The sequence below is a fragment of the Paenibacillus sp. GYB003 genome (assembly GCF_036577625.1).
Taxonomy (GTDB): domain Bacteria; phylum Bacillota; class Bacilli; order Paenibacillales; family NBRC-103111; genus Paenibacillus_AB.
Map to the genome: position 1 here is coordinate 55812 of NZ_JARBDC010000075.1, position 25340 is coordinate 81151.

Here is a 25340-nt window from a genome sequence, read left to right on the forward strand (position 1 = left end):
CGAATCGTTACTTCCGAGCAGTTTCCGATATAAGAAATAGGAGGACCCGAGATCCTGCGTTAGATGGGAGCGTCGTTTTCAGACGATGACAATTAGGGTGTTTGCGTATGAAGCGTAGGCACCGATCAGGGCGGTAACGCTAGAAGCAAAAATCGATTACGTTAACGGGTACGATAATTCAATAAATCAGCGGCAGTCAGGGACTTTATTTTGCTCGTCCTGGCTGCCGCTGTTTTTTGGAGGAAGCAATGGAAACTGTATGCAGTCCATGGGCACAATCGACTATAATACTATTGATTAAGCTCATTCTCCGACCTTGAGGTGGACTCGATGCTATTCCGCAGTTCCAATATTTCTAAGACGGCCGGACTCATCTACGCCGCCGTCTTCCTCGTCATCATCTCGATCACCGTGCTGCTCTCCTATCTCAATACGACTCGCAGCCTGAAGCGGGAGCTGGTCAACTCCAACGCCGTTCTGCTGCGTCAGGTGATGGATAAGACCGAGATGATCCTGCATGAAGTGGATAAGGATGTGCTTAGCTTATTACAGGAGCCGGAGCTCCGCAGCTTCTCGGACGTCGTAGGCGCTGGCGGCCGCAGTCTGGAGCAGTTGCAGAAGCAGAGCGATCTGATGAAGAAGCTGGATATTATGATGAACGCCAATCCTCATATTCACTCGGCCTATCTATATTCTTACGGGCAGCGGACGTACTTGACGCCCAGTACGGCAGTGCCGGAGTCCGCCTTCTTCGACAACGAGTGGAGGGAGCGCTTCGATAAGTTCGAAGGCTATTACAAGTGGCTCGGCCTGCGGACGGTGGAGGACAAGCTGGCCATGTACCCGGTAAGCAAGCAGGTGCTGACGATGGTGCGCTCCTACCCGGCCATCAGCAGCCCTTCGTTTCGCAAAGGCGCACTGGTTGTCAATATCGATGAGAGCATGATTTACAATTTGTCGGTGAATGATGGACTTAGACAATTGGGGCAAGCCTTCGTCATTGACGGAAACGGACAGGTCATCGCGCACGGCGATAAAAGCATTCTAGGCCAAAATATTAGCTCCCGGGTAGAAATGAAGAGGATTATGAGCAGCGGCGGAGAGGGCAGCTTCGCGCAGACCGTCGACGGGAATCCAAGTCTGGTGTTCTACGCGTCATCCAACTATACCGGCTGGAAATATGTCAGCATTATCCCGGACGTACAGCTGAACCGCGAAATATTGACGATCCGCAACTGGCTGCTTTTGATCGCGTTCATGATGTTCGCCCTGGCGGTTGCGGCCGTATTCCTGGTGAACAAAGTCACCTATCGGCCGATTGTCAGCTTCGTCAGCTCCGTGAACAAGCAGCTGCATTCCCGGACCGGCCGGCCTGCAGGTGCGAAGACCAGGGACAAGGCGATGAATCTGGAAGCGGCCGAGGGTCTGTTCGACAGCTTCCTAACGGAGCACGACCACATGCAGCGGCAGGTCCGGCAAAATATACCGGCGATGAAGTGGAGGCTGATCTCGGACATTTTGATGGGCTACAGAACGCGATTCAGCGATGTGGAGCCTTCGCTGGAATGGCTGGATATCCGGCTGTATTCGTCCCACTACATCGTCATGTCGGCGGAGTTTGACCAGAAGGCGCTTATCTCCTCCAAGGATCTGCAGCTGTACACGTATGCCTTATGCAATGCAGCTGAGGAACTGATCAATGCCGAGAGCCGAGGGACCGCGGTGGAGATGGTCGACGGCCGGGTCGTCATCCTGATCAGCTTCGAACAGGAGGACCGGCAATCCAATATGCTGAGAGCGTTGTCGGCTGCGGATCTGATTAAGACCTTCGTGCAGGAGCAGCTCAAGATGACGGTCACGATTGGCGTAGGCCGACAGTACGAGCGGCTGGACGAGCTGCCGAAGTCTTACCGGGAGGCGATTGACGCGCTGCAATACCGAATGCTGCTCGGTGCGAATCATGTAATCTCGATCGAAGATATCGAAGATTACAGCCAGCAGCAGTTTTACCGCTTGTTCGACCTTGCCGATGCGGCGCTCGATGCCGTGAAGGCTGGGGATGACGGAGGGGTAGCCAAGAAGCTGGAGCTGCTGTTCCAGCAGGCGCTTCAGGAGAGTGTCCCGCCGAAGCTGCTCAAGCAGATCTGTCTGCAGCTCGTGCTGCGGTCCTTGAAGGTGGGCTCGGATATCGGCCTGGATGCCGCGGCGATAACCGGTGGGGACGCCAAGCTGTACGAGCAGATCGAAGCGGCGGAGAATGCGGCGGAGGTGAAGCAGGACATTACCCGCTTCTTCCGGGAGCTGCTTGCCCGGATTACGGAGAAGCGGAGCCAGCGGGGCAGCAACGAGACGATCGGGCACATCATTGACTTCATCGCGAACAACTACCGGCGAAGCGATTTGTCCATGAATTTGATAGCGGACACATTCCAGCTTAGCGTCCCTTATCTCAGTAAGATTTTCAAGGAGTATACGGAGAGTAACTTCACCGATCATCTGATTCAGCTGAGGATGAAGAAGGCGAAGCGGCTGCTCGAGGAAGGCGGGGCGAAGGTGGCCGAGATCGCCGAGCAAGTGGGCTACGCCAACTCCCACAGCTTCATTCGAATCTTCAAGAAGGTGACGGGGGTTACCCCGGGAGAATACCGGGAACAACTCATTTTGGAGCGAAGCAGAACAAGCGTCCATGATCTTAACAAAGGTAACCTGGCGAAAAGCGATCTTTAGCCGATCATATGAAGAAGTGTACATTTCCACAGCAGCCCGTGTGGAGTAGGATAAGAACATCACCGAAGGGGTAGCCGAGAAGGGGTGTCCGGGGAAGTGGGTCGGTGTTCGATCAAGGGCTAACGATTCCAATCATCGGGAGGCTTAGGGCATGCGGTTCCCAAGAGAGAAAAAGAGGGTGTGGGGCTGCCTGGCGGTCACACTCGGCATGGCGGGTCTGTTATCCGCTTGTAATGAGGGGAAGCCAACGGATGCGGTGCAGGGCGATCCGCCTAAGGAGCTTAGTATCTCCATGTTCGACCGGGGACGCGTTCCTGCGGAAGAGGGCTCCTATGAGCAGAACCGATGGACGAAGTGGATTAACGATCATTCGGGAATCAAGGTCAAGTGGGTTCCGATTCCGCGCAGTACGGCGCAGCAGAAGCTGAACACGCTCTTCGCAGCGAACGAAGCGCCGGATCTCATCTGGGAGTATGACCGGAACTATATTGCCCTGCTGGCTTCTCAAGGAGCGATTCAGCCGATCGATGCTTACATCGAGAAGTACAGCACCTCCTATAAGACATATTTGAGCGAGCACCCCGAGCTGAAGCCTTATCTGACCATTGATGGAAAAATGTATGCGGTTGCAACGAAGCGCGGCATCGATTCCATCGCTAATCAAGGCATTTGGATTCGCAAGGACTGGCTCGACAAGCTTGGCCTGCCGATGCCGAAGACGGATGCCGAGCTCATGAGCGTCGCCAAGGCGTTCGTGGAGAACGATCCGGACGGTAACGGGAAGAACGATACGCTGGGCTTTGCCTTCAACAGCCAATTCAAGAGTTATCTGTCGGCGATGTATGCTTCCAGACAGGACACCTGGTATGTCGAAAACGGCCGGATGCAGCTGGGGCGTCTGACGAGCAGGTATCTCGATACGCTGGCGATGGCGAAGAACATGTATGACGGCGGCATGGTGGATAAGGAGTACATTACAGATAAGAGCTATCAGCGGGAGCGTCAGCTCTGGGTAACAGGCAAGGCGGGCATTTATTTGGGCTCATGGCACATGGATGCCGAATATCGGGATTTGATGACGAACGTGCCCGGCGCCCAGCCCGTCCCTCTTGAAGCGGTTTCGACCAAATACGGGAAGTTCGGCTTGCTGCAGGAGGCTCCGGCTTCAATGCTCATTGCCTTTAACAAATCAATGAAGAATCCAAAGGCTGCCGTCGAGTTCCTCGATTGGATGGTCGACAAGGGGTGGTACACGTTAAAATTCGGCGTGGAGGGGGTTCACTACAAGAAGACGGATTCCGGCATTCAAGCGCTCGATGGGGAGAAGAACAAAAAAGAGCTGGAGTATGCGTATGAGTACCCGATCGTGAACCGGTGGAATCCGCAGCCGGAGGATTTGGTGAAGATGGCGGCCGGCGATCCCCTGTCTCAGAAATATGCCAAGCTGAAGGCGCTGGGGCTGGAAACGGCCCTGAAAAACAAATTCCGAAGCGATATTCCTTACGCCCCTTCGTTCCCGGAATTAAGCCCGTTTCTTGCCGAGTTCAATCCGAAGGCGGATGAAATCGATAATAAGGTCATTATGGGCGGGGCCGAGTTTACTCCGGAGTGGGGGGCGGCAGAGCTGCAGAAGGAGTGGAAGCGGCTGAGCGGGGATACGGTGTGGAAGCAAGTGCAGGCATGGTATGAGCAGAATAAGGGCAGTTTTTAATTGAAAACGCGGAGGGTATTCATTTATGAAAAAAAGGGTGTTCGCAGGGATTCCGATGGTCATGATGATGGGTCTGACCTCCGCATGCGGGTCGGGCTCGACAACGGTTCAGCCGGCGGCGGAGGATGCCGCACCGAAGCAGGAAGCGCGCCAAGAGCCGGTGACGTTGAAGCTGTATACGTACCAGAATTTTACCAATGACGAAATGTTCAACGACTATATCGTCGAGCCGCTCAAGAAGAAGTACCCGTACATTACGGTTCAGCTCATTCGCTCGCAGTCCGGTGGCATGACTGTCCCCGGTATGCTCGCCGCAGGCGATACGCCCGACTTAATCAACGGCTGGCAGGCCGAGATTAAGACGCTGGAAAATTATCGTTTGGTCGGAGATATGGCTCCGCTCGCGAAGCAGAACAACTTGGATTTAAACCGATTCGAGCCGGTGGCGATCGATGCGGTCAAAGCGTTATCCGAGAAGGGCGAGCTGTACGGCATTCCGTACAACCAGCAGTTTAACGCGCTGTATTACAATAAAGACATCTTCGATAAGTTCGGCGTAGCCTATCCGAAGGACGGCATGACCTGGGATGACGCGATCGAGCTCGGAAAGAAAGTATCGCGCATAGAGAACGGAATCCAGTACCGCGGTCTGGCCTATGAGCACATCTCTCGCTTGTCTTCCTCGCTCTCTCCGAACGTGGTGGATCCGAAGAACCAGAAGGCGAATGTGAATAACGATTCTTGGCGCAAGGTGTTCCAGTTGGGCAAGGACATCTTATCCATTCCGAACAACATGCCGCCGAAGGTCGATGCAGGGGACACGGATGCATTCTGGAAAAATAAAACGGTCGCCATGTACGCTACTATCAATATGCTCGAGAGCACGAAGGATGCGATGGATAAAGGCTTGAATCTGGGCGTCGCACAGTACCCAAGCTACAAGGAATTGCCGAACACGTACGGCTATCTCGACGCCCACTTCATCGTGGTCACGCCGCAGAGCAAGAACAAGGACGCCGCCATGAAGGTCGTCGAAGTGATGACCTCCGATGAAGTGCAGCTGAAGGTCGCCAGGAAATATGGCAAGTTCTCGCCGCTCAAAAATCCGGAGATAAAGAAGCAGCTGGGTGCGGATATGGCTCATCTGAAGGGCATTGATCTCCAATCGATCTTCAAGAGCAAGCCGGCCGCAGGGATGGACTTCTCGAAATATTATGTGGAATCCAGAAAGAAGCTAATGGCCGAGTATGTGAATTTTGCTGGTGGAGCCGTGGACTTGAATACCGCCCTGCGCAACGCGGAAGAAGCGATTAACAAGTACATCGCCACGGAGCAAGCGAATGAAAAATAAGAGGGCTGCCTCCGCGAGGCGTGTTTGGTGACAGTTTCCAATGAAAGCGAATACATTGTTGTGGCGGATGGGGATCCGTGTTGAAACTCCACAAGCGATCTAAACTGATTTGATAGATAGATGGCGTATTACTGAGATGAACTGGCGTCAGACGGTTCATGAATACCGATGGAGGAGCTCCTGCGTGGCGGCTCCTTTTTCGTTTGTTGAAGTAACGGAGCAGGATAGTTTTAATTATTTACTACCTTGCTTATGATTTATGGGATGCTATGTTAACAATGGGCGACTAAGATTCGCTAACCACTGGACCGAGAGTACGTTGATGAACGGGGGGGCGGAACCGTGACTACCTATGAGAAACCGAGCTTGGCCGAGAACGAAATCGAGGAAGTGTTGCGGAATCATTTTGGACCCGGTGCGGCCGAGATTACGCCGTTGACTGGCGGCAACTTGAGCAGCGTATTTTCCTTCGTCCACGAAGGTAAAGGGTATGTCGTCAAATTCAGCGATCTGGAAGGCGCGTACAAGGCGGAACGCTATGTCTCCAACATGCTGTCGGGCCAAGGCATCGCTTTTCCGAAATGTTTAGCGCTGGGGAAAACCGGCCAGTTGGCCTACATCATCATGGAGCGGATGGATGGACGCAATCTAGCCGATTACACGGCGGAGGAACAGGCACGTCAGCTGCCGGAACTTATCGGCATTTTGAGCAAGCTGGCCGCTGTGGATATCGGGGCAACGAACGGGTACGGGTGGATCGGGCCTGACGGCAATGGAACTTACGCATCTTGGAAGGACTTCGTCGTTGCCTGCAACGCGGAAGATCAGACGGGGACGTTCTGGGAGAACTGGCACGACCTCTATCGAACGTCTTGCTTGGAGAGGGAAGTTTTCGAAGAAATTTATAACCGCTTGATGGCCTACGTCCCGTATAACGAACCGCATAGGGGGTTTATCCACGGGGATTTTCACCAGTGGAATATTTTGTCGGACGGCACGCGGATTACCGGCATCATTGACGGCAATTGCCTCTACGGCGATTCCCTCGTGGACCTTGCGATACTCGATCGGCATATGCCGTGGAACAGCGTTATTCAGGCGTACCAAGACTTTCAAGCGAAAGCCGACATCACGATTCCGAATTTCAAGGAGCGGTTAATCGGTGCCTATTATTTCAAGGGACTCGACGGACTTCGATTCTACGCGAAGATGGGATGGAGAGATGCCTATCAAGGCACGCGGCAATTTCTCCTGAACCTGGATGCCTGAGCGACAGAGCGCAAGCAGGATTTGCGTCAGGCCGTCAGCAATAGCCAACCTTTAAACATTAATGATTTTAATGTTATTCCTCCATTGCGGAAATGCAAGCATGGAGCGTATAATCAGGCTCATGAAAAAGCGAACTTCTACAGTTTGTCCAATCGTGTATGCGCTCGACATATGGGGCGATGGCCGACGCAAAAAGCGTTTGATCTGCTCCCGGTCGTGTTTGCCGTTATGCATCGGGGTCTGAAATACAACCCGAATACCGATATGAGCATTCCGATCATGCGGGAACTGAGTCCGATCGGATGGCACTCCAAAAACGAGCGACGGCTCAACAGGAACAGGAAGGAGAACGCCATGCTATGACCATGCAATGCAAACGCTGTACAACCGATGACGATTTCGCCAAAGTGTGCGTGTTCGTTCTCGATCACAAACACGACCTGCATTCTTCTTTTAATACCATCGACATGGTGGAAGCGCTGTATACGCATGTGACGCAAGGCCAATTGGTTTTCATCGAAGACGCCGATAAGCGGGTCATCGGGGCTTCCGCTTATTACCACGGAACTCCGGAACTGAATTTTCTGGACAAAGATATCGCATTCTTGGACATGGCTATTGCCGACCCAGCATATCGGGGTACCCGTCTTTTCCTTATCGGATTGCAGTATATGGTGAACCAAATCGCGCGGGAGCATCCGGAAGTGCAGGAAATCCGGTTGGCCGCCCTCGCGGATAATGCATATTTGTGCAGGCTGTACTCCAAATTTACCGAGACTAGCTATTCGCGTGAAGGGGCGGCTATCGAACAGCTCGTATTTTGTGTCAAAATTAACAAATTAAAGGCTTTCCTACACAAATTCGAGAAGGTATAATAATAATCATGAAACCGATTTATACAAGCGAAGGAGGAATACACATGGCCTTAATACCCCCTAGTTTCGACAAGAAAACCGGCGGCAAGCTCGGAAGGATCGCGATCTTGAACGACGCTTTGAGAGCACAGCCTAAGTAATGCCGTTCCAGTTTCGACCCTGCAACATGGAAATGGATCATCAGGCATATATCCGTTTTCTTCTTCAGCATCACGCCGGGCTGAATTTGCCTTATTCCTTCGCGATGAAGCTTAGCTTTATAAGCAGCCCTTTGCTGTTCGGGAAGGGCATGCTCGTAATCGATGAAGAGCCTTACGAAATTGCAGCTGCCGCAGGGTTCGTATACGGTACGGGAGCCAATGAGTATAAGGATCGGCATATATGCCAAGTCGAGGTTGCCTTTATTCGGAGCGAATATCGGCGGACCTCTTTATTTATAAGCGGACTGCAAGCGCTCGTCGACGAGATGAAGGCCGGCAATCCCGATGTCGAGCAGGTTCAATTCTGGACTTCGACCGACCGGGGGGAAGCGGAGAAGTTGTTCTCCAAATTTTGCGCCCTGCCCGGCTCGACGAAGTCGCTTGTGAACGGCTTAACGTTCTATACCGTTCCGTTTCATGAAATGGAGGCGCTGTGCCATCGTTTCGGGAGGCGTTTGAAGCTATAGCCATATACCGGAGCAGAAGATGGGCCGCCGAGCTTCATGCCAGGATCGAACCGGACGTCTCGGCGGGGACCTTCGACATCGACTCCGTCCGGGTGACGGGCTATTAAAAAAGAAGTGGGGCTGTACCAACGACAGGGGTACAGTCTCTTTTCGTTGTTCGGAGGTTTTTTGATAAAAAAATAGACTCCGCTTCAGAAACGTTTTGCTAGGGTTGGTTCAACGGAAGGACTCGACCCGTATCGGGTGCGGATTCCCTTGATGTCCAGAAAAACATAATACAGGACCATGTTGTTGACGATGGGGGCGAGGATGACTAGGAGGACTCTATCGAATGGGCGAAATCATCATCACCATGCCAATGTCGTTGGACGGCGTCGTATCGCAGGAGGAACGCCGGATGACGTTAAGCGACGAAATTTTGGAAGACTACCTGTCGTACTACAAAACGGTGGATGCGCTAATCGTTGGCGGCAATACGTATGAAGGACTGGCACAGTATTGGCCCAATGCGGGAGCTTCCTCCGATTCCTCCATTGAGCGCGCAGTTCTCCACAGCTGATTCAAGCGATTGAGGCGCTGCTCGGACCGCAGTCCGTTAAATCCCCCGTTTCGTCCGGAGCCGGAAAAAATTAGAATTAAACTTGTGTCTTTTTCCGCTCTTGAACTGTCTAACATACCTGGGAGGTGGACCGATCGGTGAATTGGCATGATAATGATCTGTTAATGGAGCATTATGATCGCATCAAGCGGTATATCGCCTACAAAGCCGGAAACGATCAAGCGGAGGATTTGACGCAACAGGTGTTTCTCAAGGCAAGTCAGTCGCTGAACTCGTTTCAAAACAAGTCGAGCTTGTACACTTGGCTGTATTCCATTGCCTCCAATATCATGGTGAACGAAGCAAGTAGGGCGTATCGCGCCAAAGAGGTGCCGGTAGGTCAGGAGACTAGCTTTTCGCGTTTTATAACCACCGACTTCACGAAGGAGGTGGATTTCAAAATTGATCTCGGTACTTCCTTCAATAAACTGGATCGGATCGACCAGGAAATTCTCACGCTGCGTTATATTGCCGACTACTCATTCCGCGACATCGCCAAGCTGTTGAAATTGAATGAAAGCATGATCAAAAACAGGATGTACCGCTGCCTCGGAAAAATGAGAAATGACTTGGAAAACTGGCACATAGCAGCGCCCTTCAATCCCAAGCAGTACATCAACATGGTCAATATGCTGGAAACCGGGCAAAGCGGTCCGGAATTCCGGAAGGTGACCGACGATTTCGCGGCCATTTTGCGCAAAAACTTCCGGCGCATTACATCGTCTTTACATTTCACCCCGCACACAAAAATAACGTATGAGATTTATCCCGATCGAGAGTCGATGCTTCCAATGCTTCCCGAAGGGCATCCCTCCAAAAAAACCAGCACCGGAAACTTCGGTAAGCTGAACGTTGTGAAGATCATTTCACCTTTAAATCCGGAAGTTGATTATCACGATATCGTCCGGCAATCTTTGGCTCTGTATAGTATGGCGTTAACCAAGCAATTGAGTCCGCAAATACCGTTTTTTCTCGTATATGGGATAGGAGGGTATGTCGGGCAAGGATTGTCCCGCGAACAAGTGCGAAGCCGGATAACTTCCAGGTACCGACAACGTGAACTGCCCTCGATAACCTACTTGCGGGTCGTGGATTGGCTTACGTTTTTAGAGATTGGTGGCATCGATTTATGCTATACCCTGATTGATTTTATCGTAACCCGATTTAGCTGGGACGCCCTCCACCGTCTGCTTCGAGACCCGGACAACCTCGAATCCGTCTTTGAGCGCACACCGAGCCGGTTTGAGGCGGAATGGAAGCAGTTTTTGATGGAACAGTATATGGATGATGCGCGTGACTCATCAGGAGCCGTAATGCCCCCGGAACAGCCAAGTTCGAAAGAACGGTCTTTGACGATTCTTGTACCCAACAATGACGACGGCTCACTCAGGTACCGAATATCCACGTTCGTCGAAGGTGCACAAGTTTTCAAAACCGCCAATCCCGGGATAGAGGTTACCATTGCCACAATGCCTGTACCCGATTTCCGTGGAGCCAAATTTTTGGAACGAATAAGCGGATCCAATGCTGTAGACCTCGTCTTTTGGCCTTATGATGCCGCTTTCAGCAGACAGGGCCTGTTTGTCGATCTGCTTCACTTTTATAAGGAAGATGGAATAACGCTCGACGACTTGTACAAACCGCTAATCGAACTGACGACAGAGGACGGACAATTAACAGGGATCCCGATGTCTCCTCAACCGCTGGCCGTATTCTATAACAGAGATTGGTTCAACAGAGCGAATCTGCCGGAGCCGAAAGAGGATTGGACATGGGAACAATTTTTCGCCATGTCGGTCCAATTGAAAGCGGCCAACACGGCCCGGGGGAAGGAGATGTACGGCAGCGCGGTTCCGATCATCCCGGATTTATTTGAATCCCTTGCACAAAGCAACGGCGGCAGCATGCTGTCACCCGACAATAGCCACTTTACCGGATATTTGGATGGCCGGCCGGTCGTCGAAGCGTTCGCCTTGCTGCTGAAGAACAGCCAAGATGTCGTAAAAAAGGTGCCCAATGGGACCAACGCCATTCTTAGAGAAATTTCCTCCGGCCATGCGGGAATGGGTGTCGGGAGAATCGGAAACTATTCTTTTTTTGCCCGTAACCGGGAGCTGAAAGAAAGGATCGGAGTCGCTCCGCTGCCCCGCCTGGCGAGCGGGGTTCGGGCCAATGCGGTATGGATCGAGGCCGCTCTGTCCATCGTCGCCGCTTCCAAGCAGCAACGGTTGGCCTGGAAGTTCATGAGGGATATGGTCCTTAACCCGGAAAGCGAATTCCAGGTGGATTGGTCGAAACAGGGAATGCTTATCTCCCGATCTTCCATTCACAGGCTTAAGCTGAACGACAAGCCGGAATGGAAGGTATTCATAGACGAATTGAATCATGCCGTCAAGCCGGTCATTTGCCGCAACCCCAAAATCAAAACGATCGCTTCGGCAAAAAATATGTTGAGTCATCTTGTTTCTCTTAGCTCGGAAGCGGAAGTGCAAATGGAACTTTCACGATTAGCTTCCGAGCTTGATGGATGGTTGGATGAGACAAATAAGCACCAATGAAGTGGAGGGCATTATTGGTTAAAGGGGGAAATGCCGAATGAAAAAAATCAATATGGCTGTATGGGGAGCGGTGCTGCTTCTTTTCGGTCTTTGTTTAACCGCGGCCGCGGCGGAATCGGAGCCTCTTGCCGGCGCCGCTCTTGCATATACTTCAACCCTTGCCGTCACCGCATCGTTTCTGCTGAACCTGCTAGGACTCAAGCGGAACATGACCAACAGTCGAGTAATGATGGTTGTGATCGGCTTTATTTTCACAATAATCAATATGTTTGCCTACATGTACTCCTTGATCGCCGGGATATCCAAAGTAAAGTTTGTACAGTAACGGGTGGGCGATGCTTCTATTTATATTTGCATTAATCATACCTGCCGTTCTTGCTTTCCTCCTTGCCATTAAGGGGGGAATGCCGAGCACGAAGGACAAGATAAGGAGATCGTGAAGAGTGCTTTTGTTGCCGGAGAATTCGTTCATATCAGGAACGGCAGTGTCGTTTCATGAAACGGAATAGGGATGTTCATTCAGGGCTTATTGCCGTTATAACGCAACCTGCCAGGCCTTGGAAACGTATAAAGAACCATTACTGGTAAGGGGTGATGGTGCATGAGAGAAAAAGGATGTATCAAATGCGGAAGCAAAGACGCAAGGACGAAAGAAGTGGCGATGACCGGCACGGGTCTTTCCAAAATGTTCGATATACAGCACAATCAATTTGTAGTGGTGTACTGCACAAATTGCGGATATTCCGAATTTTAAAATAAACAAGCGTCGGCCGGTTTAAACGTTCTTGATTTCTTCTTCGGTTGATGGAATAAGGGGCGCGGCGGCAGACTTATGTATAAGGTGCTGCCCATTTTTTGGCATTGGTGGGTTAGTGCGCAACCTTCCATTTATTGGAGAGTAAAATGAATATAACGGATCCTTAACAATTGTCGTGTAAGGAGGTTCCCGTTATGAGAAAAGCAACGGTTCTTAAAGTACTGCTTCCCTTGGTATTTTTCATCGTGTCTTTATCGATTGCTCCAGAAACGAGCTACGCTTGTTGGTGCCCGAAGCTGGAGCCGCAAGCGGAGCTGGATCGGGCGGAGAAGGTTTTTTCCGGCAACGTGATTGAGATTCAATATGTACAGGAGAAAAACGGTCCCAGCACACACGCCGTTTTGTTTGAAGTGGATCGGGTCTGGAAGGGCGTCGAACAGTCCCGGACGATCGTTTACAACAAAGGGGACTCCTGCGGGTTCAATTTTGAAGAGGGCAAGTCGTATATGGTATATACGTACGATAAAAACGGGGAATCTTACACCAATTTTTGCTACGGAACCGTGGAATTATCCAAGGCCGGGGAGAATATAAAGGCGTTAGGCCAAGGTCGCGAAATCGAAAAACAGCCTCGCCTTGAAGCCGCCGAAGCGGAAACATTCGGGGACGAAGAACAAGAATACAATAAGCTCTTGGTCGATTTGCTCTCTGTCGCAGCCGTTGCTCTTACAATTTGGGTTATTCAATGGAGGAGGCGAAAGCGGTGAAGAAGCGCGTCATCGCGTTCATAATCAATAAGAGACTCACGGGGGCGACGTGGCAGAGAAGGGATGATCGTAAATGCGTTCTTTTGTATGCTTTGTCTTCGTATGCTGCCTGCTGATTTACCAGGGCAATACCCCTTCTTATGGAAAAGCCTTGATTCTTTCTCCGGATCGTATGTTGGAAGATGCGGATGTGATTTTTACCGGCAGCATCATTAGGGTTGAAAACCTCCCTCATCGGAAAAATGAACCTGGCCCGTACCTAGTCAAGCTTATTCATGTTAAGATCGATCGAATATTAAAAGGAGACCTTGAATCGGATATGGCCGTCCTGAAGCAATCGGAAGGGGGGCTGGCCGTACATCAGAGCTATCCGGATAGTCAAAAAGAAACGTTATTGATCCTGCAGCGCAAACTGCCGGACAATACCTTATCCGGTGTGGCGGATTCAAACAACGTCGGCATTATCCGGGAAGACCGGGTGGCAGAAGTCCTTAATCATTCTAATGATGAGTATGTCTCTGTCTTCGATCAATTTTATCAGGCTCACAAAGCAAATGCGAAAAAACCGCCTCAATCCATCTACTTTTCGTCAACTCCGCTTAGTTATAGCCTGGTAGCTGTTGCGGGTGCCCTGATCCTGTCGTGCCGCATCGTTAAGGCGATGGTAAACAAAACAAAAATAAAAAGTTAGAACAAAAGGATACGAGAGCTCAATCTTATTACAACACGACGGCAGCCTGATTATAAGGCTTACATCTGCAAGAATACGATATAAAATCCGAAAATCGGGAGATTTCAGGGCAGGGGCAGCTTGTTCGGTGGTCAAAGCTTGAAGGATATCGCACAAACGTGACGGTTTCTTATTTTGAAAGGGGGCCGGTGTCAAAGCATGGTCAAACTGAAAGGAACGCGGCATCGCGGTTTTTGCTCAGCTTGGTAATAAAGGCGAGCGTCGGATTCGGCGACGGTCCGACGCCGGGCTTGTCGGGAAATACCGGGAACTTGGCCAAATCCCAATTTTTCAGCGTACTGGCGCTGGTCAAGTTGATGAGGCCGTCGGCATCCAAGTACATCGCCATCGTCTGGTCTTTCAAAAACCAGTCGCGCATTTTGCCGAGATTGTACTTGTTGTCAGGGGGCTCGTTGCCGGGTATTTTCCAAAACCGGGCCGCATTCTCGTATACGCGCTTCACGTTGTCGTTCGTCGCGACCTGGGCCTTGTTCGTCGCCGGATCGAAGTACAGCGCCGACAGCTGGTTCCAGCCGACGATATGCTCCCAGGCGAACATCAGCCCTTTGTACGCCACGCCTCCGTCGGTACGCGTCATCTTGCGCGCGAGCTCGTACGTTTCGTCCCAAGTCATGCCGTCTCTCGGATACGCGACGCCGAATTTGTCGAACAGGTCTTATTGTATTGGAAGATCGTACCGATATCGAGTTGGGGATTCGTGGCGATCGTATCGGCGAAATTGGCCGAGGTCGTGTTTATATATTGGATCGTGTAATTCGGAAATTTTTTGCGGATTTGGTCCCCGTACCGGGCGTTGAACAGCTCCTCGGACAGACCGGGCTGCGTAAACGTTAGCGTCGCGGGCGCATCCGCTACGTTGCGGACATCGGAAGCCGCACCGGCGGGTGCGTTTCCGTCATGCGGACTTGCGGCCGGCGTCGCCGTTGGAGCAGGCCGTTAAAGCAAGACAGATTGCCGTAAGCGGTATTCCTTTTTTATATAGCAACGATAGTCCCCCCTTGGTACTGCCGTTTTAAGCTAGCGTTCATTTCAAGTAAACGTCGTACTTGTTGATCGCCGTTTCGAAACGATGGAGGTCGGCTCGAAACGGCGCGTGGACGTCGATCTTATGTTCCTCCGCATCGAGATACGAATGATGGTTGGAAAAGTCGACCGGGTAACGGGCGCCGGCTTGCTCCTGATCGACGTGCGACGAACGTTTCGTATCGATAACGGTGACGCTGTCGCGTTCGATCGTTAACGTATCGGGATTCAGCCTGGCTATGCATAACGGATATCGCGGCAAATTGCCGTTCGGGTTGCGGTCCGTGATGTTTCCGGTATAAAAAATGCGGCCTTGGCGGTCTTTGATCAAATCCGGGCAGCTGGAGGACGAGTACATGAGCTGACCGTCGTCGTACGTCAGCCGCTTCGAACGTAATGCCGGGGAACATCCGGTTTTTGTCGTAGCCTTCTCCGTTTTTATGCATATGGATCGCATCCGTCCAAGTCGCTTCGTTGTCGAAGGAGAGGCAGTAGTACATTCGCCGTTTTTTGAACAAGGACGCAATCTCGTCGTTTTCCTACAGCATTTCCGTCACGATTCGCACCATGACGCCGGCTGCGTCGTCGTAAAAGCAATCTCCGGCGATTTTGCGCATGATGTGTCGGCCGTGGCCGAGCTGGTAGGAGGGATCGAATATGGCGACATCGCGCCATGTCCGTCCGTTGTCGTCGGACATCCGGTACAGGATGCCTTCGCCGCTGTCGGACTTGCCGAACCGGTTGATCAGTTGCAGCAGCCGTCCGCACCCCGGCTGGGCTTCGTTGCGCGCATAAGCCGAAACCGCATTAAGCAGAGCGTAGCCAGGGCGTTCGATGGCGCATTCCCGGACGGCGATCCGCGAGACGTACTTTCCTTCATCATCCGCCATGCCGGTTCACTCCTTTCTTTGTCCGATCCCGAAAACGGTTTCTCATATCGGCACCGCGCCCTAAATATGGTAGTGTGAGGGTACGGAAAGCGTTTGCACAGGGAGGGATATCGCACATGTACATGGCCGACAACCCCAGCCTACACAAAAGCTTTTTGGAACAATTGAACATTCGGTTTTTCGTCGACTCGCTGCAGATCGACGTTTTCCTTGACGGAACGTTCGTGCCGGGCCGGGTCGAGGAACCTTTGTCCAGCCATAACCATTCCACGTACGAGCTTCATACGATTCTGGATGGAACGGGTGTCCTGGTGATGGGGAACGCCGAATACGAGCTGAAGCCGGGCACCCTTCATTTGTTCGGACCGAACGTGTTCCACGCCTTTCAGGCGAGCGCGCGGCAAAGCTTCGTCCGCACGACGATGCGGTTTTCTTATCTGGAAACTCCCGGTCGCCATGCGTCGCTCCCGTCCAAGGATGCGGAACGGATCGCGGCCGCGCTGTCCGGCATAACTTATTTCCGCTCCGATCATGTCGAGCGCAATCGTAAAATCGTCTCGCTGATGGACGAAATCCGTTCGGAAATTCAAGCCCAATCGGCCGGCGCCTGTACGATCGTGCGAAGCTTGTTCTCGCTGTTGATCGTTCATCTCGTCCGGCTGCTGCCGATGGACCGGCAGCCTGAATACCCGGCACTGTTTCCCGAGAGGGTCCTCGACGAGATGCGCTGTCGGGTGATCGATCAATATTTCCGACATTACAACGAAAATTTGACGATAGACGAGCTGGCCGAGCGGCTGAGCTTGAGTCCGAAACAGACGGGCCGCGTGTTGAAGCAGCACTACAATGTCGTTCAAGGAAAAGCTGCTCCATATGCGCATCGAAGTGGCCAAAGAATTGCTGCGAACGAGCGGATTGCCGATCGGGCGCATTTCGAAGCAGGTCGGCTATAAAACGGCGCCGTACTTTTGCGACTTGTTTTTCGAAAGGACGGGCATGACATCCGAGCAGTACCTCCGTTCGTCTGGGTTCAGTATAGCAGAGGGGAATCGAACGAATTAGACATCTTCGCGCCGTTCGTGTCCCGTTTCTTGCCGATCCATGATCGTGCAGGTTGCACGCCGGCGTTTCCTTGCCCTGCTTGGCAGGCGGGGGTATGCTTCCAAAGGGAACGGAGCTTCCAGATGTTTCGGACTTCGCTCCGTGGCCACTTGTACTGGTGGTCTTCCCGTCGCTACCGATCGTATTCGCACAGCCCGCCGTTCCGCAATCGGTTGGGCTACCGTCTTTTCAAGGAGGACGTTAAAGTCGCGTCTAGTCGAAAAAATCGCTTTTTTCTTCCGATTCACAGCAATATCTTTCAGGGATTGGAACGTAAGATCTGCCAGCGGAAAGTCGTTCACCTATACATGTTTAAATCGTCGGTCAGTTCATCCTTTCCTGTGTGGAACGGGGAGAACTTCTTCGTGTGGAGGAAGCCAACATCGCCGACGATGCCTCTCGCTTGCTGAAGCCGTCAATCTCTCCAACGGTTTTGTCTCTAGCCTCCTGACCATCTTACTCCTGTTTCAACCAGAAGCGGAAATATCGGTCTTTTACCTTTTCGTTCCATCCCTCTTTGGCGAGTTCGTTTGTCCTTGGGGCCGGGATTCGCAAGAAGAGCAGCACGTCGCTTTACATGTCTTTATGGATGTTGCCGTAATAAGGCTCCCGCGCTACTTCGATCACGTTTACCAATATTTGACCAATGATCTGGTGCTCTTTTCTACAACGGGTACGCGCTGCAGCCATGGAATTCGCCCTTCAAGCCGACGGGAACCGGACCGGGTTCCGAAGAATCCTAAAACATCCTACAACCGGAAAGCTGCAAACCGCGGCGTCGAGAAAGCTTTGTCGTAGACGTCATACACGCCCGTCGTGACGACGACCGAGCGCACAGTCTCGGCAATATACCATATTCTTGTTTGTGACGCATGAGCCTAACGATTCTCCACGTCCGCCTCCTTCGATCAACGAATCGTGATGTATTTTTTTACCACGTTTCGTTTCCAGGTCATTTCCGTCGCAGGTTTTTTTCCAAAAAGTACAGAATTTTTGTAAAATAGAAAAAAGTTAATTTTTCGAAAGGGGTTCAAGGATGGAAGAAGCTTATGTCGTCAGTTTACTCTGGCCATCGTTGGAGAGTAAGGAAAAGTTCGGGCATTCCGTAAATTTAACGGAACAGAACATTTTCGATTTGGGAATCGATCAAATCGCTCAAGAAATTTGTTCCAATCCCCATTTTTTAGATGAAACCAAACAGATGCTGCTTCATTTTTGCAGCGATCCAGCTGTAATTCAATATCGTCTGGACATCATCGAAGATTTTGTCATTAACCCTGCCTTGACCTCTTATTTCGATGACATTATTCCGGTTATTCATAAATTAGATAGCTACAACGATGGAAAATTTGTCGCCGGAGCGGATTTGTTCCGAAAAATGGCATGGCATTTACAGACATTAAACGTCTACGTAGAATGTTTGTACAAGCTGAATTCCATAATGAAAAAGTTTAGGTACAACATAAAATCCAAAGGTTTACGGATGCTGGACGATTTGATTGAAACAACACTGAAATCTGCCCAGTTTCAATCTTTAGCGGCCGAACTTCCGCTGTTGAATGGAAAGCTGCAAAATATGTCGAGCGTTACGATCGGCATCAATTTGGATAGCGAGCTTAGACCGGTGGAAGCGGTGTTCCTGTCCGTGGAATCCAATCCGATCAAGAAAAGGTCGATCCTATCCAAGTTTTTGGGATTGAATTCGAATGAAGAAGGCTATATGGGAATCTCCCAGTTTCACAGCATTGCGAAGAAGGATACCCCTACGCCATTTGAAAATGCGCTATTCGACGATCTGCATGGCATATTCAAGGGGGCGTTTTTACCTATTTTAGCCACAATTCGGCAATATACCAGCATAAACACTCGTCTTATTACCAGTTTGGAACGGGAATTATGCTTCTACATAGGTATGGCCAAATATATTGAGAAGTTAGAGGCTTTAGGGATACAGATGTGTAAACCGATGATTGCCCCGATCGAGCAACGCATATGTCGCATAGAAAATTTGGTCGATCCTATATTAGCCATGAAAATGTCCGAACGTTTTCACGGACGGGATGCAATAACCTCGATTGTTACAAATGACATCGAATTCGGTCCCGACGGAACCGTTTTTATTTTGACAGGACCGAATCAAGGAGGCAAAACGACCTATACCCGATCCATTGGACTAGCACAAGTGTTGTTCCAAGCCGGATGTTATATTCCAGGGAGCAAAGCCCATATGAGCCCCGTTGACCGAATATTTACTCACTTCAGTCTGGAAGAGAAACCGAACATTGAGTTTGGCCGATTGGGGGAAGAATCCAAAAGGCTGGCGGACATATTCGAGTATGCGACACGCTATAGCTTGTTGCTGCTAAACGAATCTTTGTCGAGCACAAGCCCTGGGGAAAGCTTGTATCTTTCTATCGACATTGTAAAAGGAATTAAATTGTTAGGCTGCAGGGCGGTATTCGCCACGCACCTTCATGAATTGGCTGCGAGTGTCGATATGATCAATTCGGAAGAGGAAGGGGATGGCAAGCTAATCAGCATGGTTTCCTGTGTGAAACGAAGCGAGGATGGGAAAGCAACGCGAACTTACAAGGTCGTACCTAGTCCTCCCCAAGGAAGAAGTTTCGCCGAAGACATTGCGAATCAATACGGGATCAGCCTGAACCAAATCAGGGACACCCTTCGAAAACGAGAATTGATTAAAGACACTCTCTTGGGCGAATCATCCAAATAACAACACGGTACGTAGAGGTTTGAGACATTGGATAACTAATGACTGAAGACGAAAAATGGCAGTGCAGGGATAGCCTTCTGCTCCGCCATTTTTATATTAACGTATTGTTGCGCTTTCAATTTTTGTTTGAACAAAACAACAAAATTTGCGAACAATATTACAATATGTGTATAAAAAAAACGAAAAATAATACAAAGATTTTCCTTTTTAATACCATATATGATAACTACATTAGTAATTCCCGGGATACGGGAACTTGACGAAGTCTGGATGTTCAGAGTTAAGCTATGAACGCTTGACTATCATAACGAAGGTGCATCCGATTGACGAGCCACTGCCGAGTATTGGTTTATTGAAATTTTAGTTAAAAAGTGGGTACAGTAGGTGATGATTTTGACCTTATTGAAATTTAGAAATGCCGTGATGAAATATCTAGTTTTCATAGTTGCTATTCCACTTTTAATAACATTTAAATATTTGAAAACCTGGAAAGCAATTCGATATATCAACAAACTTTCGGGATCGATATATAATTTGCTCTACGGAAGATTTCCAATTTCGGGGCGGATTAAAGATAGCGAAACATACATTAAGTCTGTTAAAGAAGCGATACTGCTAGCTATTATTTTGAATCCTTTCCCAACAGTATGTACAGAAAGAGCTTTGGCTGCAGCACTAATATTTAGTTTATTCGGACTCAAAATTTCATTGGCCTATGGAGTGAGGTTTCGTCCATATCTCATGCATATTTGGATAGAACTTGACGATGGCTCCATATTATTTGATTCGCCGAATGAGAGAATCGCATTTCAGAAAATTGGGGTGATCAAGTAATGTCTTTTTTGGTAGCGCAAACACAGGAAAATCTATCGAATCCTGGAGTTCATTCAAAGCTAAAGTTTTCTGACGACCCGTCCGCCATTTCCATTCAAGAAGGTAATGTTTTCATTTTTGCTACATATCCGTGGTCTGTTCAGATCAATGAAACTGATGGCCGCATTGAACATTCCTGTGTTACAACTAGATCTGTATCCATTTTCGGATCCTGGGAGGGAAGCACCGCCGCTATATCTATAACTGATGCCGGAAATCTCCGAATATATTTAGAAGAAAGAGGGCTCGCTCCTGTCGGAATATACTATGCTTCTGTTGAAGGTAGTATCGTTGCAAGCGATAATTTGGATTGGGTTAAACAAGTTGTTAATCGGACTCAAAAATTAACTATAAACTGGCGATATATTTCAACATACTCACTTATGGGTAATCCTTATGTACATGGAACACCGTATAACGAGATCCAAAGACTATTGAGTGGTCATGCTGTTGTATTCAATGGTTACGAATGGGAGAAACAAAGAAGATGGTACTTCCCCCAGTTATCGAATCAAGTTCAGGACCTGGATTCTTTGGAAAGTCGTATTTATGGGAATCTAACTTCATTCGCGGACCGGTTATGGAAAGAAGAATCGGCAGTGGGGCTTTTGTTGAGCGGGGGGATAGACTCAACCTCCTTATTAAATATGTTAATTGAAAGTGCCAAAAAAATACATGACAAAAAGGAAATCTTATGCGTTAGTTGGTGTTATCCGGGGAAGTTTGGTGATGAAAAGGCACTTATTGAACATACAACAAATCATTATAAAGTAGAAAGCATTATTATGAATGATTGTGACCTTTTTAACATAAATGAAGTTGTCGACGTAATAAGAGTTGACACCGATTTTCCACTTTTTTGATTTTGCAGTTCAAATCATGATTAGCACTAGTACTCTCTCAACTCTAATAGTATAGATTGGATGGATATGGTATATTAGTGCTAAAAAGAGGTATCCATAGATGCGTCCAATCCAAAACCCTGTTCGTTTAACGGTGGAAGAGCAAGAAAAGTTACGAACCTTCATCTCTAAAGGGAAATCATCGGCACGCTCCATCAGACGTGCTTTAATTCTGCTGGCCGCTGATGAAAACAGGCCCGGCGGTTGCTTAAAAGAATTAGAGATCGCCGAGCGCATGCAAGTGCACGTCAATACCGTGTATAACGTTCGAAAAGCTTATGCCAAGCAAGGTTGGGAAGGTGCGGTCGGAAGAAAAAAGCGAGTCACGCCTCCCATTGCGCCAAAAGTAACCGGTGAAGTCGAGGCCAAAATCATCGCTCTCAGTTGCAGCGCGCCGCCAAGTGGAAGAAGCCGTTGGACTCTGGAGTTGTTGGCTGATCGGGCGGTCGAGCTGAATTACATCGATAGCATCTCTCACGAAACGGTCAGGCAGGTCTTAAAAAAACGAACTCAAACCTCATCTTCGTAAATGTTGGTGCATTCCGCCTGAACAGAATGCAGCGTTTGTCGCGGCCATGGAGGATGTGCTGGATATTTATCAATTGCCTTACGATGCCGACTGTCCGGTCATTTGCATGGACGAAAAACCGTATCAACTCCTGGACGAAGCCCGGCAGCCGATTCCAATGAAGCCCGCCAAGCCGCTTCGGGAAGACAGTGAGTACGTTCGCAATGGAACTTGCAGCATCTTCCTCTTCACGGAACCTTTAGCGGGCTGGCGTCATGTCACGGTACGACCGCAGCGAACCCGGATCGACTGGGCGGAGCAAGTCCGCGAATTGCTGGAGATTTATTATCCGAAAGCACCAAGGATCAAGTTAGTGATGGATAATTTGAACACCCATTCCATCGCTTCGCTTTATCAGGCATTCGAGCCCGAAATCGCTCGTCGCTTGGCCAAGCGACTGGAGATCCATTACACCCCCAAGCATGGCAGTTGGCTAAATATCGCGGAGATTGAACTTAGCGTAATGACGAGCCAATGTCTGGGACGACGTATCCCTTCCATCTCCGAATTGGATCGTGAACTATCGGCATGGGAGAGCGTCCGAAACCAAAGCCAAAGGGGCGTGGACTGGCAGTTCACGACCTCCGATGCAAGAATCAAACTAAAACGCCTTTATCCACAATTTAAAGATTGATGAGATACTAGTTTTCTTAACCAAATGATCATGATGGATGGGCCCTATTAGGGCCCGTCCGTAATTTGGTATAGATTGGAGGGAAATTGTTGAAAAAATTCGCATATTTACTTTGTTTTAGTTGCCTTGGATTATTACTAGCTTCTTGCCAGAAACCAGATATAGTTGCAAATACGGACTCCGAACAAAAGAATCTTCCCACTTTATCTATAATGCCAATTGGAATAGAAAACGAAGCAAAGCCGCTCATAGAAGCCTTGCAATCGAAGTTTCCGCAATATGTGATAAGGAATGTAAGCTGCGGATGCGGATATGACGAAAGCATAAGAGAAGCACAAAAAATGATGAAAAACGGTGAATTGGATATTGTTACGCTTCTTGGCACAGGCACTATGAAGGATTGGAGTTCTCAAAATCTCCTAAAGGATCTGACCCCATTTATGAATATGGAAAAAGCAGAAATGGGTCAATTAAGTAGGGTGCTTGAGAAGGTGAAGTATAACCAGAAAGTATACATGTTTCCATTTGCAATTGAGTCACCTTTAGCGGTAGTGATTAATGAGGAGCTGTTTAAGGAGAAGCAAATAGATATTCCTACAAATGAATGGACTTGGGACGATTTTAATAATCTGACGGCAAAGCTGGCGTCCTCTGATAAAAAAATATGGGGCTTTTCCTCGTCTATGTTGGAGCTACTCCCAATGACTTATTTAGTACAGAATAATAAAGGATACACGTGGTTGAACGATTCGCTCCAGATTACAAACACCAGTAATTTTTTTGAGAATATGGTAAATGGAGTGTACCAGGTGCGGCCTGCTACAAAAAAAGAGTTTAGCGATACACGAATCGTCGGTGGTGTAAATATAGATGATTTTTCGTCTGAAAAAGCTGCGATGTCATTACAATTAACTACATCATTACCGTATTATCAAAAAGAATGGGGTTTTTCCTGGAACATTCTTCCGCTTCCCAACCATAAAAACTCGGATTTTACAGCGATTAATCCTATTTCATTTGCTGTCTCCAATTCGAGTAAACATGATAAAGAAGCTTGGGATATCCTAAAATATATGGCTGGCAAAGGAGCGATTCATGTAGCAAAAAGCGGACATGTTCCGATTACATTCACGGAAGAATTACTAAAGGAGTGGTTGAATCGATATAACTCTCTGCCATCCGGCATCAAATATGTTTATCCGAAGAAATGGGATCAAATAGAGGACATTTCTGAAAAGGATTATTATACAGTATATAAAATGTTTAACAAAAGTTTGTATAGGGATTAATTATCAATTGAGTAGGTGATCGATGTGGCCCAATTAAAATATAAAAGAAAGCAAGGTGTCATATTACAAGAAGTGATGCAACAAAACTTACTGTGTGATCTGGAATTGGGGCTATTTGGTGAGTTAAATGAATTTGGGGTAGATATTTGGAATCAACTGGAGCAGCCAGCCGATATAGATGAAATAATAGAAAAATTAAAGGAATTTTATGATATCGAACAGATCGAAATACGTTATGAAATTGATCAGTTTTTAAAGCTACTACAATCGAAGGGGTTCATTGAAAGTGAATAGTATACACTCGGAAAAGAACATCGTTTGTTTTAATCAACTCCACAATTTCGATTTGCCTTGGGTTCCGGAGGAATGTGCTACCCGTGCAATCAGTATGATAAATCATACCACTGACGACCCGATTCAAGTTTGTTTCATGGATCATCTCAAAATTCCTAGGATTGATTCACTGGCTCCCCTTATCGGAATTAATAAATGGAACACTGCAAGCAGGTGGAAGTTTGATAACGAACATTTTTTCCTTACGGATCAATTCGGAATGATGAAGGTTTCGGAGCAGGGGAAGGTGAGTATTCACGTATCAAATAGTCGGGAGGGCTGGGAACGCATAGGTTGGCTGCTCTATTATGCGCTTGGTCTTCCTCATATTTAAGGGATAGGGGGCTTCTCATCTTACATGGAAATGTAATTATTAAAGATAACCATACATGTGTAATTCTTGGAGATTCGGGTACGGGTAAATCAACTATGACCGCTGGAATGATTTTCAAAATTGGCGGCTTATCTCTGATGATTTAGTGGTGATCCAATTAAATGAGAGTGGTTGTTACTTGTTGGATGGCATTCCTTTGTTAAAACTAATTAGTAAAAACCTACATAATTATTTCAATCTTGATCCAAATCTTTATTATCCTGTGGGCTATGATGGAACAAAAGTTTATGTTCCTGATGAAGCGCTTGGAAATTCAATTAAGCCTCTTAATGTGCCTTTGAACCTCGAGCAGGTCGTTATTCTTAAACCTCTTCAACCTGATCAAGACCTTGACATAGTTCCACTAAATACGATCAATGCATTGGTGGCCTTAACATACCATTTGTATAATCCATGGTCGCTTCTTGCAGAAGAGTATAAAGCTCAAGCGAATCTTATTACACAAGTCTTGAATAAGAATGTAAACGTCCATAGCTTTGGATTTCCAAAATCTATAGATAAACTTCCTGAGGTATGTAACCGACTTGATAACATTTGTACTGACCGATGATATGCAACGTTAAAATGA

At 48.7% G+C, this 25340-nt stretch carries 23 protein-coding genes; 20 read left to right on the forward strand and 3 right to left on the reverse strand.

What is annotated here, in order from left to right; genetic code table 11:
- Positions 1-330: 330 nt before the first annotated feature.
- From PV407_RS24315 to PV407_RS24365, 11 genes are all read left to right on the forward strand, one after another.
- Positions 331-2727, forward strand: a complete 2397-nt coding sequence (locus PV407_RS24315; RefSeq protein ID WP_332092600.1) for a helix-turn-helix domain-containing protein — start codon at positions 331-333, stop codon at positions 2725-2727.
- A gap of 151 nt (positions 2728-2878) precedes the next feature.
- Entirely contained in the window at positions 2879-4438 is a 1560-nt protein-coding gene (locus tag PV407_RS24320; protein WP_332092601.1) for an extracellular solute-binding protein, read from the forward strand.
- A gap of 25 nt (positions 4439-4463) precedes the next feature.
- Positions 4464-5789, forward strand: a complete 1326-nt coding sequence (locus PV407_RS24325) for an ABC transporter substrate-binding protein (protein WP_332092602.1) — start codon at positions 4464-4466, stop codon at positions 5787-5789.
- A gap of 342 nt (positions 5790-6131) precedes the next feature.
- Entirely contained in the window at positions 6132-7058 is a 927-nt protein-coding gene (locus PV407_RS24330) for a phosphotransferase family protein (protein ID WP_332092603.1), read from the forward strand.
- Positions 7059-7417: 359 nt separating this feature from the next.
- The gene (locus tag PV407_RS24335) at positions 7418-7933 is read left to right on the forward strand and encodes a hypothetical protein (RefSeq protein WP_332092604.1); all 516 of its coding nucleotides are present in this window, start codon (positions 7418-7420) and stop codon (positions 7931-7933) included.
- A gap of 998 nt (positions 7934-8931) precedes the next feature.
- Complete coding sequence (locus PV407_RS24340; protein ID WP_332092605.1) at positions 8932-9159, forward strand: hypothetical protein; 228 nt, start codon at positions 8932-8934, stop codon at positions 9157-9159.
- A 137-nt stretch (positions 9160-9296) separates the two neighbouring features.
- Positions 9297-11756 carry an extracellular solute-binding protein gene (locus PV407_RS24345; RefSeq protein WP_332092606.1) on the forward strand — a complete coding sequence of 820 codons (2460 nt, stop codon included), beginning with the start codon at positions 9297-9299 and terminating at the stop codon, positions 11754-11756.
- Positions 11757-11793: 37 nt separating this feature from the next.
- Positions 11794-12081 carry a hypothetical protein gene (locus PV407_RS24350; RefSeq protein WP_332092607.1) on the forward strand — a complete coding sequence of 96 codons (288 nt, stop codon included), beginning with the start codon at positions 11794-11796 and terminating at the stop codon, positions 12079-12081.
- A gap of 276 nt (positions 12082-12357) precedes the next feature.
- Positions 12358-12510: a zinc ribbon domain-containing protein gene (locus tag PV407_RS24355; RefSeq protein ID WP_332092608.1), complete on the forward strand. Its 153-nt coding sequence runs from the start codon at positions 12358-12360 to the stop codon at positions 12508-12510.
- Between the two features lie 197 nt (positions 12511-12707).
- The gene (locus PV407_RS24360; protein ID WP_332092609.1) at positions 12708-13280 is read left to right on the forward strand and encodes a hypothetical protein; all 573 of its coding nucleotides are present in this window, start codon (positions 12708-12710) and stop codon (positions 13278-13280) included.
- Positions 13281-13353: 73 nt separating this feature from the next.
- The gene (locus tag PV407_RS24365) at positions 13354-13971 is read left to right on the forward strand and encodes a hypothetical protein (protein WP_332092610.1); all 618 of its coding nucleotides are present in this window, start codon (positions 13354-13356) and stop codon (positions 13969-13971) included.
- 202 nt (positions 13972-14173) lie between these two features.
- Here PV407_RS24365 and PV407_RS24370 read toward each other — a convergent pair whose 3' ends face one another.
- From PV407_RS24370 to PV407_RS24380, 3 genes are all read right to left on the reverse strand, one after another.
- Positions 14174-14644 (reverse strand): hypothetical protein, encoded by a 471-nt coding sequence (locus PV407_RS24370; RefSeq protein ID WP_332092611.1) that lies wholly within the window; start codon positions 14642-14644, stop codon positions 14174-14176.
- Positions 14645-15055: 411 nt separating this feature from the next.
- Positions 15056-15412, reverse strand: coding sequence for a hypothetical protein (locus tag PV407_RS24375; protein ID WP_332092612.1), 357 nt, complete (start codon positions 15410-15412; stop codon positions 15056-15058).
- Positions 15413-15593: 181 nt separating this feature from the next.
- On the reverse strand, positions 15594-15944 hold the full coding sequence (locus tag PV407_RS24380) for a hypothetical protein (protein ID WP_332092613.1): 351 nt from the start codon (positions 15942-15944) through the stop codon (positions 15594-15596).
- Positions 15945-16060: 116 nt separating this feature from the next.
- Between PV407_RS24380 and PV407_RS24385 the strand changes: the two genes are divergently transcribed.
- From PV407_RS24385 to PV407_RS24420, 9 genes are all read left to right on the forward strand, one after another.
- The gene (locus PV407_RS24385; RefSeq protein WP_332092614.1) at positions 16061-16897 is read left to right on the forward strand and encodes a cupin domain-containing protein; all 837 of its coding nucleotides are present in this window, start codon (positions 16061-16063) and stop codon (positions 16895-16897) included.
- Positions 16818-17006 (forward strand): helix-turn-helix domain-containing protein, encoded by a 189-nt coding sequence (locus PV407_RS29640; RefSeq protein WP_442951700.1) that lies wholly within the window; start codon positions 16818-16820, stop codon positions 17004-17006. Before PV407_RS24385 ends, PV407_RS29640 begins: the two co-directional genes overlap by 80 nt.
- 1075 nt (positions 17007-18081) lie before the next feature.
- Positions 18082-19779: a MutS-related protein gene (locus PV407_RS24390; protein ID WP_332092615.1), complete on the forward strand. Its 1698-nt coding sequence runs from the start codon at positions 18082-18084 to the stop codon at positions 19777-19779.
- A 387-nt stretch (positions 19780-20166) separates the two neighbouring features.
- The gene (locus tag PV407_RS24395; RefSeq protein WP_332092767.1) at positions 20167-20613 is read left to right on the forward strand and encodes a lasso peptide biosynthesis B2 protein; all 447 of its coding nucleotides are present in this window, start codon (positions 20167-20169) and stop codon (positions 20611-20613) included.
- Positions 20613-21515, forward strand: coding sequence for an asparagine synthase-related protein (locus PV407_RS24400; RefSeq protein ID WP_332092616.1), 903 nt, complete (start codon positions 20613-20615; stop codon positions 21513-21515). The genes PV407_RS24395 and PV407_RS24400 overlap by 1 nt, the downstream gene beginning before the upstream one ends.
- A gap of 100 nt (positions 21516-21615) precedes the next feature.
- A protein-coding gene (locus PV407_RS24405) for an IS630 family transposase (RefSeq protein WP_442951701.1) occupies positions 21616-22756 on the forward strand; the annotation gives its coding sequence in 2 pieces (ribosomal slippage) (positions 21616-22064 and positions 22063-22756; 1143 coding nt in all).
- A gap of 89 nt (positions 22757-22845) precedes the next feature.
- Complete coding sequence (locus PV407_RS24410; RefSeq protein WP_332092618.1) at positions 22846-24045, forward strand: ABC transporter substrate-binding protein; 1200 nt, start codon at positions 22846-22848, stop codon at positions 24043-24045.
- 24 nt (positions 24046-24069) lie between these two features.
- On the forward strand, positions 24070-24339 hold the full coding sequence (locus tag PV407_RS24415) for a PqqD family protein (RefSeq protein WP_332092619.1): 270 nt from the start codon (positions 24070-24072) through the stop codon (positions 24337-24339).
- 551 nt (positions 24340-24890) lie between these two features.
- Positions 24891-25322, forward strand: coding sequence for a hypothetical protein (locus PV407_RS24420; RefSeq protein WP_332092620.1), 432 nt, complete (start codon positions 24891-24893; stop codon positions 25320-25322).
- Positions 25323-25340 lie beyond the last annotated feature (18 nt).

What these genes read in the sequence shown, in the direction of transcription:
- PV407_RS24315 (WP_332092600.1), top strand. Translation starts at nt 331, where the DNA reads ATGCTATTCCGCAGTTCCAATATTTCTAAGACGGCCGGACTCATCTAC.
- PV407_RS24320 (WP_332092601.1), top strand. Translation starts at nt 2,879, where the DNA reads ATGCGGTTCCCAAGAGAGAAAAAGAGGGTGTGGGGCTGCCTGGCGGTC.
- PV407_RS24325 (WP_332092602.1), top strand. Translation starts at nt 4,464, where the DNA reads ATGAAAAAAAGGGTGTTCGCAGGGATTCCGATGGTCATGATGATGGGT.
- PV407_RS24335 (WP_332092604.1), top strand. Translation starts at nt 7,418, where the DNA reads ATGACCATGCAATGCAAACGCTGTACAACCGATGACGATTTCGCCAAA.
- PV407_RS24340 (WP_332092605.1), top strand. Translation starts at nt 8,932, where the DNA reads ATGGGCGAAATCATCATCACCATGCCAATGTCGTTGGACGGCGTCGTA.
- PV407_RS24350 (WP_332092607.1), top strand. Translation starts at nt 11,794, where the DNA reads ATGAAAAAAATCAATATGGCTGTATGGGGAGCGGTGCTGCTTCTTTTC.
- PV407_RS24355 (WP_332092608.1), top strand. Translation starts at nt 12,358, where the DNA reads ATGAGAGAAAAAGGATGTATCAAATGCGGAAGCAAAGACGCAAGGACG.
- PV407_RS24360 (WP_332092609.1), top strand. Translation starts at nt 12,708, where the DNA reads ATGAGAAAAGCAACGGTTCTTAAAGTACTGCTTCCCTTGGTATTTTTC.
- PV407_RS24365 (WP_332092610.1), top strand. Translation starts at nt 13,354, where the DNA reads ATGCGTTCTTTTGTATGCTTTGTCTTCGTATGCTGCCTGCTGATTTAC.
- PV407_RS24370 (WP_332092611.1), bottom strand. Translation starts at nt 14,644, where the DNA reads ATGACTTGGGACGAAACGTACGAGCTCGCGCGCAAGATGACGCGTACC.
- PV407_RS24375 (WP_332092612.1), bottom strand. Translation starts at nt 15,412, where the DNA reads ATGTACTCGTCCTCCAGCTGCCCGGATTTGATCAAAGACCGCCAAGGC.
- PV407_RS24380 (WP_332092613.1), bottom strand. Translation starts at nt 15,944, where the DNA reads ATGGCGGATGATGAAGGAAAGTACGTCTCGCGGATCGCCGTCCGGGAA.
- PV407_RS24385 (WP_332092614.1), top strand. Translation starts at nt 16,061, where the DNA reads ATGTACATGGCCGACAACCCCAGCCTACACAAAAGCTTTTTGGAACAA.
- PV407_RS29640 (WP_442951700.1), top strand. Translation starts at nt 16,818, where the DNA reads ATGCGCATCGAAGTGGCCAAAGAATTGCTGCGAACGAGCGGATTGCCG.
- PV407_RS24390 (WP_332092615.1), top strand. Translation starts at nt 18,082, where the DNA reads ATGGAAGAAGCTTATGTCGTCAGTTTACTCTGGCCATCGTTGGAGAGT.
- PV407_RS24395 (WP_332092767.1), top strand. Translation starts at nt 20,167, where the DNA reads ATGATTTTGACCTTATTGAAATTTAGAAATGCCGTGATGAAATATCTA.
- PV407_RS24400 (WP_332092616.1), top strand. Translation starts at nt 20,613, where the DNA reads ATGTCTTTTTTGGTAGCGCAAACACAGGAAAATCTATCGAATCCTGGA.